At 68.4% G+C, this 15,730-nt stretch carries 11 protein-coding genes; 6 read left to right on the top strand and 5 right to left on the bottom strand.

All coding sequences use genetic code 11. The features are described from left to right. The first annotated feature begins 137 nt into the window (after window positions 1-137). From rplK to ACIOGX_RS26055, 6 genes are all read left to right on the top strand, one after another. Window positions 138-572 carry a 50S ribosomal protein L11 gene (rplK, locus tag ACIOGX_RS26080; RefSeq protein ID WP_030351419.1) on the top strand — a complete coding sequence of 145 codons (435 nt, stop codon included), beginning with the start codon at window positions 138-140 and terminating at the stop codon, window positions 570-572. Window positions 573-654: 82 nt separating this feature from the next. Continuing rightward, window positions 655-1,377: a 50S ribosomal protein L1 gene (gene rplA / locus ACIOGX_RS26075; protein WP_129771798.1), complete on the top strand. Its 723-nt coding sequence runs from the start codon at window positions 655-657 to the stop codon at window positions 1,375-1,377. A gap of 345 nt (window positions 1,378-1,722) precedes the next feature. Next, complete coding sequence (gene rplJ / locus ACIOGX_RS26070; protein WP_356515626.1) at window positions 1,723-2,283, top strand: 50S ribosomal protein L10; 561 nt, start codon at window positions 1,723-1,725, stop codon at window positions 2,281-2,283. A gap of 84 nt (window positions 2,284-2,367) precedes the next feature. After that, window positions 2,368-2,751 (top strand): 50S ribosomal protein L7/L12, encoded by a 384-nt coding sequence (gene rplL / locus ACIOGX_RS26065; protein WP_351396537.1) that lies wholly within the window; start codon window positions 2,368-2,370, stop codon window positions 2,749-2,751. A 590-nt stretch (window positions 2,752-3,341) separates the two neighbouring features. After that, the gene (gene rpoB, locus ACIOGX_RS26060; RefSeq protein WP_356515628.1) at window positions 3,342-6,824 is read left to right on the top strand and encodes a DNA-directed RNA polymerase subunit beta; all 3,483 of its coding nucleotides are present in this window, start codon (window positions 3,342-3,344) and stop codon (window positions 6,822-6,824) included. Window positions 6,825-6,949: 125 nt separating this feature from the next. Further along, the gene (locus ACIOGX_RS26055; protein ID WP_356515630.1) at window positions 6,950-10,864 is read left to right on the top strand and encodes a DNA-directed RNA polymerase subunit beta'; all 3,915 of its coding nucleotides are present in this window, start codon (window positions 6,950-6,952) and stop codon (window positions 10,862-10,864) included. Between the two features lie 64 nt (window positions 10,865-10,928). On the opposite strand, the gene ACIOGX_RS26050 is transcribed toward ACIOGX_RS26055, so the two are convergent. Genes ACIOGX_RS26050 through ACIOGX_RS26030 form a run of 5 tightly spaced genes read right to left on the bottom strand, consistent with a single transcriptional unit; the run spans window position 10,929 to window position 15,723 of the window. Continuing rightward, window positions 10,929-12,248 (bottom strand): PLP-dependent aminotransferase family protein, encoded by a 1,320-nt coding sequence (locus ACIOGX_RS26050; RefSeq protein WP_356515632.1) that lies wholly within the window; start codon window positions 12,246-12,248, stop codon window positions 10,929-10,931. A 13-nt stretch (window positions 12,249-12,261) separates the two neighbouring features. Next, complete coding sequence (locus ACIOGX_RS26045; RefSeq protein WP_401916613.1) at window positions 12,262-13,365, bottom strand: alpha-hydroxy acid oxidase; 1,104 nt, start codon at window positions 13,363-13,365, stop codon at window positions 12,262-12,264. After that, a complete protein-coding gene (gene hppD, locus ACIOGX_RS26040; protein WP_384765424.1) occupies window positions 13,362-14,441 on the bottom strand; it encodes a 4-hydroxyphenylpyruvate dioxygenase in 1,080 nt (359 codons plus the stop codon). Before hppD ends, ACIOGX_RS26045 begins: the two co-directional genes overlap by 4 nt. Before the next feature lie 32 nt (window positions 14,442-14,473). Further along, complete coding sequence (locus ACIOGX_RS26035; RefSeq protein WP_401916609.1) at window positions 14,474-15,508, bottom strand: methyltransferase; 1,035 nt, start codon at window positions 15,506-15,508, stop codon at window positions 14,474-14,476. Then, a complete protein-coding gene (locus ACIOGX_RS26030) occupies window positions 15,505-15,723 on the bottom strand; it encodes an MbtH family protein (RefSeq protein ID WP_356515640.1) in 219 nt (72 codons plus the stop codon). The genes ACIOGX_RS26035 and ACIOGX_RS26030 overlap by 4 nt, the downstream gene beginning before the upstream one ends. Window positions 15,724-15,730: the final 7 nt, after the last annotated feature.

The following is a 15,730-nucleotide window of genomic DNA, read 5'->3' as shown; positions in this document are numbered from 1 at the left end:
GGTCAGACAGGCTCATACAGCTGTCTGACCTGTCGGTTTTTGGCCGCGCAGCTATACCCGTTATCGTTGTGCGGTATGCCTCCATCCGGATGACCGGACGGCTGGCTGAAAACTCTCACTAGGACCCGGAGAGAGCAATGCCTCCCAAGAAGAAGAAGGTCACGGGGCTTATCAAGCTCCAGATCAGCGCCGGCGCGGCCAACCCGGCTCCGCCGGTCGGCCCCGCGCTGGGCCAGCACGGCGTCAACATCATGGAGTTCTGCAAGGCCTACAACGCCGCGACCGAGTCGCAGCGTGGCATGGTCGTGCCGGTGGAGATCACGGTCTACGAGGACCGCTCCTTCACCTTCATCACCAAGACGCCGCCGGCCGCCAAGCTGATCCTCAAGGCCGCGGGCGTGGACAAGGGCTCAGGCGAGCCGCACGTCAAGAAGGTCGCGAAGCTCACCCGCGACCAGGTGCGCGAGATCGCCACCACCAAGATGCCCGACCTGAACGCCAACGACCTGGACGCCGCCGAGAAGATCATCGCCGGCACCGCCCGTTCCATGGGCGTCACGGTCGAGGGCTGACCCAGCCGGGCAAGCCCCAGTGGCAGGGCCATGCGCGGCCCGGACCACGACCTCCACACCTGATGAACCACCAGGAGACGAAGTGAAGCGCAGCAAGGCTCTCCGCGGCGCGGACGCCAAGATCGACCGGGAGCGTACGTACGCCCCGCTCGAGGCGGTCCGTATCGCCAAGGACACCACCACCACCAAGTTCGACGGCACCGTCGAGGTGGCCATGCGGCTGGGCGTCGACCCGCGCAAGGCCGACCAGATGGTCCGTGGCACCGTGAACCTTCCGCACGGCACCGGCAAGACCGCCCGGGTCCTGGTCTTCGCGACCGGTGACCGTGCCGAGGCCGCGCGTGCCGCGGGCGCCGACATCGTCGGCGCCGACGAACTCATCGACGAGGTTTCGAAGGGCCGTCTGGACTTCGACGCCGTCGTCGCCACCCCGGACCTCATGGGCAAGGTCGGCCGCCTCGGCCGCGTCCTCGGCCCGCGTGGTCTGATGCCGAACCCGAAGACCGGCACCGTCACCCCCGATGTCACCAAGGCTGTGAACGACATCAAGGGCGGCAAGATCGAGTTCCGCGTCGACAAGCACTCGAACCTGCACTTCATCATCGGCAAGGTCTCCTTCGACGAGACGAAGCTGGTCGAGAACTACGCCGCGGCGCTGGAGGAAGTCCTCCGTCTCAAGCCGTCCGCCGCCAAGGGCCGCTACATCAAGAAGGCGACCCTGGCCACGACGATGGGCCCCGGCATCCCGCTGGACGCCAACCGCACCCGCAACCTCCTCGTCGAGGAGGACCCGGCCTCCGTCTGACACTGACGGCGGCCGCGGGTCTCGCGTACGAAAGCCGGTCCCCGCACCTCTCCGGAGGCGCGGGGACCGGCTTTGTCCGTACGGTCCCGTCCGGCCGATTTGGCACGGGACATGTCCTTCCCGTAGTCTTCCCCGGAAGCCAAAGACCGCTGGTCGTTGCCGTGTGCTCGTAAGAGGGTGCGGCGGCCGAAGGATCCGCTAGCTGCGGACGACCTGCGCAGGTGACTGTGGACAGCTCCCGGATTCCATTCGGTCGAGCTACGCCCCGTGCGCCTGCGCCGGGGCGTTTCGTTTTGCCCAGCCCCTTCTGAGCGGTCCTCATCACCCGGAAGGAGGCCGACGCTCATGGCAAGGCCCGACAAGGCTGCCGCGGTAGCCGAGCTGACGGACAAGTTCCGCAGCTCGAACGCCGCCGTGCTGACCGAGTACCGGGGTCTCACCGTGGCGCAGCTCAAGGAGCTGCGTCGTTCTCTCGGTGAGAACGCCCAGTACGCCGTGGTGAAGAACACGCTGACCAAGATCGCGGCCAACGAGGCCGGGATCAACACGCTGGACGACCTCTTCGCGGGTCCGACGGCGGTTGCCTTCGTCACCGGTGACCCGGTGGAGTCGGCGAAGGGTCTTCGTGACTTCGCCAAGGACAACCCGAATCTCATCATCAAGGGCGGCGTCCTCGATGGTAAGGCGCTGAGCGCCGATGAGATCAAGAAGCTCGCGGACCTCGAGTCCCGCGAGGTTCTGCTCTCCAAGCTGGCGGGTGCCATGAAGGGCAAGCAGTCGCAGGCTGCCTCGCTCTTCCAGGCGCTTCCGTCGAAGTTCGTCCGCACCGCGGAAGCGCTTCGCGTCAAGAAGGAAGAGCAGGGCGGTGCCGGTACGCCGGCTCCCGCCGAGGCCGACTCCGAGTAATCACGCTCGCTCGGTCGCAGCGGGCCGGTACGCCCGCGGAACTGTACATACGGCACCAGCCGAATTAGTGGAAGGACCGCCATCATGGCGAAGCTCAGCCAGGAAGACCTGCTCGCGCAGTTCGAGGACATGACCCTCATCGAGCTCTCCGCGTTCGTGAAGGCGTTCGAGGAGAAGTTCGACGTCACCGCCGCCGCCGCGGTCGCCGCGCCGGTCGCCGGTGCCCCGGGTGCCCCCGCCGAGGCCGAAGAGGTCCAGGACGAGTTCGACGTCATCCTCACGGGTGCCGGCGAGAAGAAGATCCAGGTCATCAAGGTCGTGCGTGAGCTGACCTCCCTGGGCCTCAAGGAGGCCAAGGACCTCGTGGACGGCGCCCCGAAGCCCGTCCTCGAGAAGGTCGCCAAGGAGGCCGCTGACAAGGCCGCCGAGTCCCTCAAGGGCGCCGGCGCCTCCGTCGAGGTCAAGTGACCCCGTACGAGTCCGTCACCGGCCGCCTGTAGGCGTACGGAGGCAGTCTCGGCGCCGCGAGGCGCGATGCTGACGCGAAGGGCGATCACCCAGTCGGGTGGTCGCCCTTTCGCGTGCTGGTGGGGGCTGCCTTGCTCTTCGGCGCGCGGCGAGTATCGTGATCATCGCCGTGCTTCCGTACGCCCCGTGACCTTCCGCGTGGGGTGGGGGGCCTTGACGAACCGCACGCAGCGCGCAATTCTCAGGACGCGTCGTCACAATCGATCCGCATCCGAGGCATGGATCGACGGCGAAGAGGGCAGTATCGATGTGCGCCTACGGCGCGAGGCTTGACGCAGTTGAGTTGCCGCAGTTGAGACAAGGGTGTTGAGAAAAACGAGGGTGTCGGAAAACCCGGTCTGGACATCAGTGTGCCAAGTGGCTACACTGACCCTTTGCGCTGCCTGTTAGCTGCTCCCTGCCCGTCACCAGGGGCACCCCCTCGCAAGAGCATCGGTGAGTGAACGGCCCTGAACAGGGCTTTCCCCCTCCGTGCCCCGCTTGGGACCGGTACGCGCGTAGTGAGTCCGAGCCCTCGGAAGGACCCCCTCTTGGCCGCCTCGCGCAACGCCTCGACCACGAATACGAACAACGGTGCCAGCACCGCCCCGCTGCGCATCTCCTTTGCAAAGATCAAGGAGCCCCTCGAGGTTCCGAACCTCCTGGCGCTGCAGACCGAGAGCTTTGACTGGCTGCTCGGTAACGCCGCTTGGAAGGCTCGTGTCGAGGCGGCTCTGGAGAGTGGGCAGGACGTCCCCAGGAAGTCAGGTCTGGAGGAGATCTTCGAGGAGATCTCCCCGATCGAGGACTTCTCCGGGTCGATGTCGCTGACCTTCCGCGATCACCGCTTCGAGCCGTCCAAGAACTCCATCGACGAGTGCAAGGAGCGCGACTTCACGTTCGCCGCCCCGCTCTTCGTCACGGCCGAGTTCACCAACAACGAGACCGGCGAGATCAAGTCCCAGACGGTCTTCATGGGCGACTTCCCGCTCATGACCAACAAGGGCACCTTCGTCATCAACGGCACCGAGCGTGTCGTGGTGTCCCAGCTCGTCCGTTCGCCGGGTGTCTACTTCGACTCGTCGATCGACAAGACGTCCGACAAGGACATCTTCTCCGCCAAGATCATCCCGTCCCGGGGTGCCTGGCTGGAGATGGAGATCGACAAGCGCGACATGGTCGGTGTCCGCATCGACCGCAAGCGCAAGCAGTCAGTGACCGTCCTCCTCAAGGCTCTCGGCTGGACCACCGAGCAGATCCTGGAGGAGTTCGGCGAGTACGAGTCAATGCGCGCCACCCTGGAGAAGGACCACACCCAGGGCCAGGACGACGCGCTGCTCGACATCTACCGCAAGCTGCGTCCGGGCGAGCCGCCGACGCGCGAGGCCGCTCAGACGCTGCTGGAGAACCTCTACTTCAACCCGAAGCGATACGACCTCGCGAAGGTCGGCCGCTACAAGGTGAACAAGAAGCTCGGCGCGGACGAGCCGCTGGACGCCGGCGTGCTCACCACCGACGATGTCATCGCGACCATCAAGTACCTGGTCATGCTGCACGCCGGGGAGACCGAGACGGTCGGTGAGAACGGCACCTCGATCATGGTCGAGACCGACGACATCGACCACTTCGGCAACCGCCGTATCCGCAACGTCGGCGAGCTGATCCAGAACCAGGTCCGTACGGGTCTCGCCCGTATGGAGCGTGTCGTGCGCGAGCGCATGACCACCCAGGACGTCGAGGCGATCACGCCCCAGACCCTGATCAACATCCGGCCGGTCGTCGCCTCCATCAAGGAGTTCTTCGGCACCAGCCAGCTGTCCCAGTTCATGGACCAGAACAACCCGCTGTCGGGTCTCACGCACAAGCGCCGTCTGAACGCGCTCGGTCCGGGTGGTCTGTCCCGTGAGCGGGCCGGCTTCGAGGTCCGTGACGTTCACCCGTCGCACTACGGCCGTATGTGTCCGATCGAGACCCCCGAAGGCCCGAACATCGGTCTGATCGGCTCGCTCGCCTCGTACGGACGGATCAACCCGTTCGGCTTCATCGAGACGCCGTACCGCAGGGTCACCGGCGGCGTCGTCACCGACGAGGTCGACTACCTCACGGCCGACGAAGAGGACCGGTTCGTCATCGCGCAGGCCAACGCGCCGCTCAGTGACGAGTTCCGGTTCGAGGAGGCCCGCGTCCTGGTCCGCCGTCGTGGCGGAGAGGTCGACTACGTCCCCGGTGACGACGTCGACTACATGGACGTCTCCCCGCGCCAGATGGTGTCGGTCGCGACCGCCATGATCCCGTTCCTGGAGCACGACGACGCCAACCGTGCCCTCATGGGCGCGAACATGATGCGCCAGGCCGTTCCGCTGATCAAGTCCGAGGCGCCGCTCGTCGGCACCGGCATGGAGTACCGCTGCGCCGTCGACGCCGGTGACGTACTCAAGTCGGAGAAGGACGGTGTGGTCCAGGAGGTCTCCGCGGACTACATCACCACCGCCAACGACGACGGCACGTACACCACGTACCGCCTGCACAAGTTCTCCCGTTCGAACCAGGGCACCTCGGTCAACCAGAAGGTTGTCGTGAACGAGGGCGACCGGGTCATCGCCGAGCAGGTTCTGGCCGACGGTCCGGCGACCGAGAACGGCGAGATGGCGCTGGGCAAGAACCTCCTCGTGGCGTTCATGCCGTGGGAGGGCCACAACTACGAAGACGCGATCATCCTCAGCCAGCGGCTGGTCCAGGACGACGTCCTCTCCTCGATCCACATCGAGGAGCACGAGGTCGACGCCCGTGACACCAAGCTGGGCCCCGAGGAGATCACCCGGGACATCCCGAACGTCTCGGAGGAGGTCCTCGCGGACCTCGACGAGCGCGGCATCATCCGGATCGGTGCCGAGGTCGTCGCCGGAGACATCCTGGTCGGCAAGGTCACGCCCAAGGGTGAGACCGAGCTGACCCCGGAGGAGCGACTGCTCCGCGCGATCTTCGGCGAGAAGGCCCGTGAGGTCCGTGACACCTCGCTGAAGGTGCCGCACGGCGAGACCGGCAAGGTCATCGGCGTACGGGTCTTCGACCGCGAGGAGGGCGACGAGCTGCCGCCGGGCGTGAACCAGCTGGTTCGCGTGTACGTCGCGCAGAAGCGCAAGATCACCGACGGTGACAAGCTCGCCGGCCGTCACGGCAACAAGGGCGTCATCTCGAAGATCCTGCCGATCGAGGACATGCCGTTCCTGGAGGACGGCACCCCGGTCGACATCATCCTCAACCCGCTGGGTGTCCCGTCCCGAATGAACCCGGGTCAGGTCCTGGAGATCCACCTCGGCTGGCTCGCCAGCCAGGGCTGGAAGGTCGAGGGCAGCGAGGACTGGATGGAGCGGCTGAAGGCCATCGGCGCCGACGAGGTCGCCTCCGGCACCAACGTCGCCACCCCGGTCTTCGACGGTGCCCGTGAGGACGAGATCTCGGGTCTCTTCGAGGCGACGATCCCGAACCGCGACGGCAACCGGATGGTCCAGCCGTCCGGCAAGGCGCACCTGTTCGACGGCCGCTCCGGTGAGCCGTTCCCGGACCCGATCTCGGTCGGGTACATGTACATCCTCAAGCTCCACCACCTGGTCGACGACAAGCTGCACGCGCGTTCGACCGGCCCGTACTCGATGATCACGCAGCAGCCGCTGGGTGGTAAGGCCCAGTTCGGCGGCCAGCGCTTCGGTGAGATGGAGGTGTGGGCGCTGGAGGCTTATGGCGCCGCGTACGCCCTCCAGGAGCTGCTGACGATCAAGTCCGACGACGTGACCGGCCGCGTGAAGGTCTACGAGGCCATCGTCAAGGGCGAGAACATCCCCGAGCCCGGCATTCCCGAGTCCTTCAAGGTGCTCATCAAGGAAATGCAGTCGCTCTGCCTCAACGTGGAGGTGCTGTCCTCGGACGGTATGTCCATCGAGATGCGTGACACGGACGAGGACGTCTTCCGCGCGGCGGAGGAGCTCGGTATCGACCTGTCCCGGCGCGAGCCGAGCAGCGTCGAAGAGGTCTGACGGGTTCGCCGGCCGGATCCCGTATCCGGCCGGCTCTCCCCGGACCCGTTCAGACCATTGCTGAAGTGCCCCATCTACTCGCTGACGCGAGGGGCTCGAACCCCCGAAAGAGGGATTGACGACAAGTGCTCGACGTCAACTTCTTCGACGAGCTGCGGATCGGCCTTGCCACCGCGGACGACATCCGGACCTGGTCGCACGGCGAAGTGAAGAAGCCGGAGACCATCAACTACCGCACGCTCAAGCCCGAGAAGGACGGACTCTTCTGCGAGAAGATCTTCGGTCCGACCCGGGACTGGGAGTGCTACTGCGGCAAGTACAAGCGTGTCCGCTTCAAGGGCATCATCTGTGAGCGCTGTGGCGTGGAAGTCACGCGCGCCAAGGTGCGCCGTGAGCGGATGGGCCACATTGAGCTGGCCGCTCCCGTGACCCACATCTGGTACTTCAAGGGCGTCCCGTCACGCCTCGGGTACCTGCTCGACCTCGCGCCGAAGGACCTGGAAAAGGTCATCTACTTCGCCGCGTACATGATCACGTTCGTGGACGAGGAGCGCCGCACGCGCGACCTCCCGTCGCTGGAGGCGCACGTCTCCGTCGAGCGCCAGCAGGTCGAGAACCGGCGTGACGCCGACCTCGAAGCCCGCGCCAAGAAGCTCGAGACCGACCTGGCCGAGCTGGAGGCCGAGGGCGCCAAGGCCGACGTGCGCCGCAAGGTGCGCGAAGGCGCCGAGCGTGAGATGAAGCAGCTGCGCGACCGCGCGCAGCGCGAGATCGACCGTCTCGACGAGGTGTGGAACCGCTTCAAGAACCTCAAGGTCCAGGACCTGGAGGGCGACGAGCTGCTCTACCGCGAGCTGCGTGACCGCTTCGGCACGTACTTCGACGGCTCGATGGGTGCCGCGGCGCTGCAGAAGCGCCTGGAGTCCTTCGACCTGGACGAGGAGGCCGAGCGCCTCCGCGAGATCATCCGTACCGGCAAGGGCCAGAAGAAGACCCGTGCGCTCAAGCGCCTCAAGGTCGTCTCCGCGTTCCTGCAGACCAGCAACAGCCCCAAGGGCATGGTGCTGGACTGCGTGCCGGTCATCCCGCCGGACCTGCGTCCGATGGTGCAGCTGGACGGTGGCCGCTTCGCGACCTCCGACCTGAACGACCTGTACCGCCGTGTGATCAACCGCAACAACCGCCTCAAGCGTCTCCTTGACCTCGGTGCCCCCGAGATCATCGTGAACAACGAGAAGCGGATGCTCCAGGAGGCCGTCGACGCGCTGTTCGACAACGGCCGCCGCGGTCGTCCGGTCACCGGTCCCGGCAACCGCCCGCTGAAGTCCCTGAGCGACATGCTCAAGGGCAAGCAGGGCCGTTTCCGTCAGAACCTGCTCGGCAAGCGCGTCGACTACTCGGCCCGTTCCGTGATCGTCGTCGGCCCGCAGCTCAAGCTGCACCAGTGCGGTCTGCCGAAGGCCATGGCGCTGGAGCTCTTCAAGCCGTTCGTGATGAAGCGCCTGGTGGACCTGAACCACGCGCAGAACATCAAGTCGGCGAAGCGCATGGTCGAGCGCGGCCGTACGGTCGTGTACGACGTGCTCGAAGAGGTCATCGCCGAGCACCCGGTGCTGCTGAACCGTGCGCCGACCCTGCACCGTCTGGGCATCCAGGCCTTCGAGCCGCAGCTGGTCGAGGGCAAGGCCATCCAGATCCACCCGCTCGTCTGCACCGCGTTCAACGCGGACTTCGACGGTGACCAGATGGCCGTTCACCTGCCGCTCTCCGCGGAGGCGCAGGCCGAGGCCCGCATCCTGATGCTGTCCTCGAACAACATCCTGAAGCCGGCCGACGGTCGTCCCGTCACCATGCCGACCCAGGACATGGTGCTCGGTCTCTTCTTCCTCACCACGGACGAGGAGGAGCGCGAGATCAAGGGCGCGGGCCGGTCCTTCGGCTCCACCGCCGAGGCGACCATGGCGTTCGACAACCGGGAGCTCTCGCTCCAGGCGAAGGTCGACATCCGCTTCCCGGTGGGCACCATCCCGCCGCGCGGCTGGACCCCGCCTGCCGCCGAGGAGGCCGACACGGACGGCACCGCCGTGCCGTGGCAGCAGGGCGACCCGTTCCGGCTGCGGACGACCCTGGGCCGGGCGCTCTTCAACGAGCTGCTGCCCGAGGACTACCCGTTCGTCGACTACCCGGTGGGCAAGAAGCAGCTCTCCGAGATCGTCAACGACCTGGCCGAGCGCTACCCCAAGGTCATCGTGGCGGCGACGCTCGACAACCTGAAGGCGGCGGGCTTCCACTGGGCGACCCGTTCCGGCGTCACCGTGGCGTTCTCCGACATCCTCGGTCCGCCGGAGAAGCCGCAGATCCTGGAGCGCTACGAGGGTGAGGCGCTCAAGGTCCAGAACCAGTTCGAGCGCGGTCTGATCACCAGGGACGAGCGCACGCAGGAAATGGTCGTCATCTGGAACAAGGCCACCAACGAGGTGTCCGAGGCCATGCAGGCCAACTTCCCGCGGACCAACTCGATCTTCGTCATGATCGAGTCCGGTGCGCGAGGAAACATGATGCAGATGCGTCAGATCGCCGGTATGCGTGGTCTGGTGGCCAACGCCAAGAACGAGACCATCCCGCGTCCGATCAAGGCGTCGTACCGTGACGGTCTGACCGTTCTGGAGTACTTCATCGCCACCCACGGCGCCCGTAAGGGTCTGGCCGACACCGCGCTGCGTACCGCCGACTCGGGTTACCTGACCCGTCGTCTGGTGGACGTCTCGCAGGACGTGATCATCCGCGAGGAGGACTGCGGCACCGACCGCGGTCTGAAGCTGCGGATCGCCGAACGCGGTGCCGACGGTGTGCTGCGCAAGGCGGAGGACGTCGAGACGTCCGTGTACGCGCGGATGCTCGCCGAGGACGTCGTCGTCGACGGCAAGGTCATCGCGCCGGCAAATGTCGACCTGGGCGATGTCCTGATCGACGCCGTCGTGGCCGCCGGGGTCGAGGAGGTCAAGACCCGCTCGGTCCTGACCTGCGAGTCCGCGGTCGGCACCTGTGCCTTCTGCTACGGCCGCTCGCTGGCCACCGGCAAGCTGGTCGACATCGGTGAGGCGGTCGGCATCATCGCCGCTCAGTCCATCGGTGAGCCCGGTACCCAGCTGACGATGCGTACCTTCCACACCGGTGGTGTGGCCGGTGACGACATCACCCAGGGTCTGCCCCGAGTCGTCGAGCTCTTCGAGGCCCGTACGCCGAAGGGTGTCGCCCCGATCTCCGAGGCCAAGGGCCGGGTGCGGATCGAGGAGACCGAGAAGACCAAGAAGCTCGTGGTCACCCCGGACGACGGCAGCGACGAGACGGCGTTCCCGATCTCGAAGCGTGCCCGTCTGCTCGTGGGCGAGGGCGACGCGGTCGAGGTGGGCCAGAAGCTCACCGTGGGTGCCACCAACCCGCACGACGTGCTGCGCATCCTCGGCCAGCGTGCGGTCCAGGTCCACCTGGTCGGCGAAGTCCAGAAGGTCTACAACTCGCAGGGCGTGTCGATCCACGACAAGCACATCGAGATCATCATCCGGCAGATGCTCCGCCGTGTGACGATCATCGAGTCCGGCGACGCGGAGCTGCTTCCGGGCGAGCTGGTCGAGCGGTCGAAGTTCGAGACCGAGAACCGTCGTGTGGTCACCGAGGGCGGTCACCCCGCCTCCGGCCGTCCGCAGCTGATGGGTATCACCAAGGCGTCGCTGGCCACCGAGTCGTGGCTGTCGGCGGCGTCCTTCCAGGAGACGACCAGGGTCCTGACCGACGCGGCGATCAACGCCAAGTCGGACTCCCTGATCGGCCTCAAGGAGAACGTCATCATCGGTAAGCTCATCCCGGCCGGTACGGGCCTGTCCCGCTACCGCAACATCCGGGTCGAGCCGACCGAGGAGGCCAAGGCCGCGATGTACTCGGCCGTCGGCTACGACGACATCGACTACTCGCCGTTCGGCACCGGCTCCGGCCAGGCCGTTCCGCTGGAGGACTACGACTACGGTCCGTACAACCAGTAGGCAGTACACGTCGAAGGGCGGTCACCTCACCGAGGTGGCCGCCCTTCGGGCGTTCCGGGACCGCTCAGGCGGCACCCAGGCGTTCGGTCACCATCGCGTGCAGCCGGTCGAGGCCGGTCTCGACGAGTTCCGGGGACAGGGAGCTGAACGACAGCCGCAGCCGGTTGCGGGCCTCCGGCCGCGGGTCGAAGTGGCTCATCGGTGACCACAGCACCCCGTGCCGCCGTGCGGAGTGCTCCAGCAGGGCGTCGTCGGCCGGGAACGGCACGTCGACGACGACGAAGAACCCGCCCGACGGCCGGTTCCAGCGGACCCCGGTGGCCGGCGGGAAGTGGCGGGCGAGACCGGCCAGCAGACGGGACAGGTTGTCCTGATAGACCTCGCGTTCGGCCCGGTTGGCCGCCACGAGGCTACAGCCGTGCTCCAGCAGCTTGCCGCCGATGACCGCCTGGGCCACCGGCGGGGTGTTCACCGTGACCATGCCCTTGATCTTGGCCAGCTCGTCGGCGAGCAGGCCCACCGAACCGTCCGCGCGCACCACCTCCTGGTCGGCCACCACAAAGCCGACCCGGGCCCCCGGCAGACCGGTCTTGGCGAACGAGCCCAGATAGACGACGCGCCGCTCGGTGTCGAGCGCCTTGAGGGTGGGCAGGCGGCTCCCGTCGTGGAAGAGGCCGTACGGGTTGTCCTCCAGCAGCAGGAGCCCGTGCTCCCGGGCAGCGTCCAGCAGGCTCCGGCGGGTGGCCAGGTCCATCCGCACCCCGGAGGGATTGGCGTAGTCCGGGATGACGTAGAGGGCGCGGGGCCGTCGTCCCTCGCCGCGCAGTGTGTCCACCGAACGGGCCAGGTCGTCGAGGTCCACGCCGAGCGGGCCGTCCGCCACCGGGACGGTCGGCAGCTCGGCCGTCCGGGCCGCGCCGACCGCCCCCACATACGTCGGGGCGACCGTGAGCAGGACATCCCGTTCGTCCACCCGCAGTGCCCGCATGACCAGGAACATCGCCTCCTGGCAGCCGACCGTGACCACCACTGATTCGAGGTCGTCGAGGTGGATGCCCTCGTCCACGGCCAGCGAGCGGGCGATCAGCTCGGGGATGATCCCCTTGGTCCTCCCGTACTGGAACAGGGTCCGGTTGACCTCCTCGGCCGACATGCCGCGCTCGGTCGCCAGATAGGTGCGGTAACGCTCCAGGTAGCGTGCTAGTGCGGCGGAGTCGAACGTCCCCTCGTACGGGCGGCCGGGGGCGAAGGACACCGCGTTCGGGTACCGGTTGGCGATCTCGTTGAGGAAGTTCATCGAGTCCATCAGCGGTTCGACCAGCGAGCCGTGCAGCTGCGACGCGTGCAGGCGCACTCCGGGTACCGCCACCGTGGCTCTGGTCATCGCGTTCCCTCGGTCATCGCGTTCCCTCCGTGCCGCGGGCCAGGCCAGGGGCGTGGGCCGGTGTCGGGCAGCCGGCCAGCAGCATCGCGTGTTCCAGCTCGTCCCTGACCTGGTCGAGCACCGCGCGGACGCCCGCTTCGCCGTCCGTCGCCAGCCCCCACAGCACGGGGCGCCCGAGCAGGACGCCGCGGGCGCCGAGGGCCAGGGCGCGCAGCACGTCCGTACCGCCGCGCACCCCGCTGTCCAGGAGCACCGGCAGTCTGCCCGCGACGGCGGACGCGACGGCGGGCAGTGCGTCGGCGCTGCCGATCGCCCCGTCGAGCTGCCTGCCGCCGTGGTTGGAGACCACCAGCAGGTCGACGCCCGCGTCGGCGGAGCGCCGGGCGTCGGCGGGGGAGAGGACGCCTTTCAGCGCCAGCGGCAGTGAGGTGAGCCCGCGCAGCCACTCCACGTCCTGCCAGCTCAGCGCCGGGTCGAAGACGGCGCTGGTGTGCCGGGCGACCGCGGAGCCGGTGTCATCCGCTGTGTGCGCGGTGGCGGAGTGCGGGCCGTCGCCCAGCAGGGCGGCCGACACGGAGCCGGGCAGCGCGAAGCCGTTGCGGGCGTCGCGCAGGCGCCGTCCCATCACGGGCACGTCGACCGTGAGCATCAGTGCCCCGCACCCTGCCCGCTCGGCGCGCCGGACCAGCTCCGCGGTGCGGGCGCGGTCCTTGAGCCAGTACAGCTGGAACCAGGTGCGGGCCCCGGTGGCGGTGATCTCCTCCAGCGGGCTGCTGCTCATGGTGCTGATCACGTACGTGACTCCGGCGGCCGCCGCCGCACGGGCGGCGGCCACCTCGCCCTCGGGGTGAAGGAGCCTCTGGTACGCCATCGGGGCCACGGCGGCCGGTATCGGCCACGGCTCACCGAGGACCGTGCAGCCGGGGTCGGCCGCCGCGCAGCCGGTCAGCGCGCGGGGCACCAGGGCCACCTGGTCCAGAGCGGTCCGGTTGCCCGCCAGGGTGAGTTCGTCGCCGCTGCCGCCCGCCACGAAGTCCCAGACGTCCGGGGCCAGAGCCTCGCGGGCCGCGCGCTCGATGTCCGCCAGGCTCCGGACGGCGGCCCCGGGGCCGGTCAACGGGACCGGCCCGCGGACTGTTCCGCCTCCACGGCCTCGTACAGGGCCTTGATGTTGCCGCTGCCGAAGGTGGTGGCGCCGCAGCGCTCGACGACCTCGTAGAAGAGGGTGTTCCGCGGGTGGGTGGAGCGGGTGAAGATCTGGAACAGCTGGCCGCCATGGTCCTCGTCGGCCAGTACGTGGGCGGCGCGCAGTTCCGCGAGGTCGTGCCGGGCCAGGGTGATGCGGTCGGCCAGCCGGTCGTAGTAGGCCCCGGGGGTGGTGAGGAACTCCACGCCCCGCTCGCGCAGCACGGCGGTGGCCCGCACGATGTCGCCGGTCGCGAACGCGACGTGCTGGACGCCGGAGCCGTCGTTGTCCTTGAGGAAGCGGTCGATCTGGCCGGGGGCCGCGGTGGCGTCCGGTTCGAGCAGGGTCAGGGTGACGTCCCGGGCGGCGTTCTGCACCACCTGGGAGTCCATGGCCTGGAGGCCGACGACGATGCGCTCGGTGAAGGTCTGCTCGAAGCCGAGGGCGGTGCGGTAGAAGCGCACGACCTCCTCCAGCGAACCGGAGTCCAGGCAGACGGCGAAGTGGTCGGCGCCGGTCAGGCCGGTCGTGGAGGCGGGGGTGCCGGGCAGCGCCCCGAACCCGGGGATCCAGCGGCCCTCGATGCCGGACGGCGGGGTCACGAAGGTGTGCCCGACATCCCCGAAGACCCGGACGGCGGCGTGTACGGCACCGTTCTCCTCGATGGGTGCGCTCCGGTCGCGCGCCCCGTGGGCGAGCGAGGAGGCGTGGGCGGCGCGCACGTGGCGGGTGCGCAGGGCGAGGTCGGCGACGCCGTCGCCGCGGGCGCGGACGAAGAGGGAAGCGGGGTGGTCGGCGGCCAGCCCCTGGGTGAGCACGATCGCGGTCCGGCCGATGCCGAGGGCGACGGAGCGGTGGGTGCCCTCGGCGGGCTCGTGGACGGCGAGCCGGTGGCCGCCGTACTGCTCGGTGAAGGCGGCCTCGGCCGCGGCCAGGTCGGCGACGTACCACTCGATGTGATTGAGGGTGATGTCGTCGAAGGCGGTGGTCAGGGGGCGTTCGGACACGGTCGGCCTCTTTCTGCGGTCTCGGCGGGCTGTTATTTCGCTTCCAGTACCGAGAAGGGGGAATCCGGTACGGCGGTGGTCGACGCCACGGAGAAGTCGGCTTGCCTGAGCAGAGCGGCGAACTCGCCGGCGGTGCGCTCGCGGCCCCCGGTGAGCACCATCATTCCGATGTCGCTCCAGGCGCTCGGGTGCCACCGGCCGTCCTCGGGGACGAGCATCTCGACGATGAGCAGACGGCCGCCGGGGCGCAGGGCCGCGCGGCTGTTGCGCAGGATGCGCAGGGTCTGCTCGTCGGTCCAGTCGTGCAGGACGCTGCACATGAGGTGGGTGTCGGCGTCGCCGGGAATCCGCTCGAAGAAGTCGCCCGCGATGACGCGGCAGCGGTCGCCCAGGGCCTGGATGCGCGGGGAGCCGCTGACCGCCGCGACGGTGGCGGGGCGTTCGAAGAGGAGTCCGGTCAGATGGGGCGCGGCGCGCAGGACCCCGTCCAGGACGAAGCCGTTGCCGCCCCCGATGTCCATGACGACGGAGCAGTCGGACCAGTTGGGGACGGTGGCGAGGCCCGGGTACAGCCGTCCGGCCCGCTCCTCCATGCGTTGCAGGAAGGCGCTGTTGGCCTCCGCGTGGTCGTTCTTGTGGTCGAAGAACGCCCCGCCGAGCGCTTCGTCGAAGACCGAGCGGCCGGTGCGCAGCGTGTCGGCGCCCCGCAGCCAGGCGCGCTGGGAATCGGTGTTCAGCAGCGAGGCGCGCACGCTGCCGGGGGCGTCGGCCCGCAGCCGGGCGCCCGTCGCGGTGAGACGGAAGACCCGCCGCGGCTCCTCCACGACGACGCCGACCGTGGCGAGGGCGCGCAGCAGCCGGTACAGGGCGTCGAGGTCGGTGCCCGCGGCATCGGAGAGGTCGGCGGCGGACCGGGCGCCGTCCGCCAGCAGGTCCGCCAGGCCCAGTTCGGCCGTGATGCGCAGGACGTGCGGGAGCACGGCGACGCAACTGTCGTCGGCCAGGCTCAGATAGTCGTCGAGGAGCGTCTCGGGCAGGCTTCGGGGGGAGGTGTGGTCGTCCGTCATCGGCCGGCGCTCTCCATGGCGGAGACGAGGCTCGCCGGGCGCATGTCCGTCCAGTTGGCCTCGATGAAGTTCAGGCATGCCTCGCGGGTGTCCTCGCCGTGCGCGGTGGTCCAGCCCGCGGGCACCTCGATGAAAGCGGGCCACAGGGAGTGCTGGTTCTCGTCGTTGACGAGCACCAGGAAGCGGCCGTCGGCGTCCTCGAAGGGGTTGGTCATGACGGGT

It is taken from the genome of Streptomyces sp. NPDC088147, from assembly GCF_044741565.1.
Taxonomy (GTDB): Bacteria; Actinomycetota; Actinomycetes; order Streptomycetales; family Streptomycetaceae; genus Streptomyces.
This window is presented reverse-complemented; position numbering and strand designations above follow the sequence as displayed.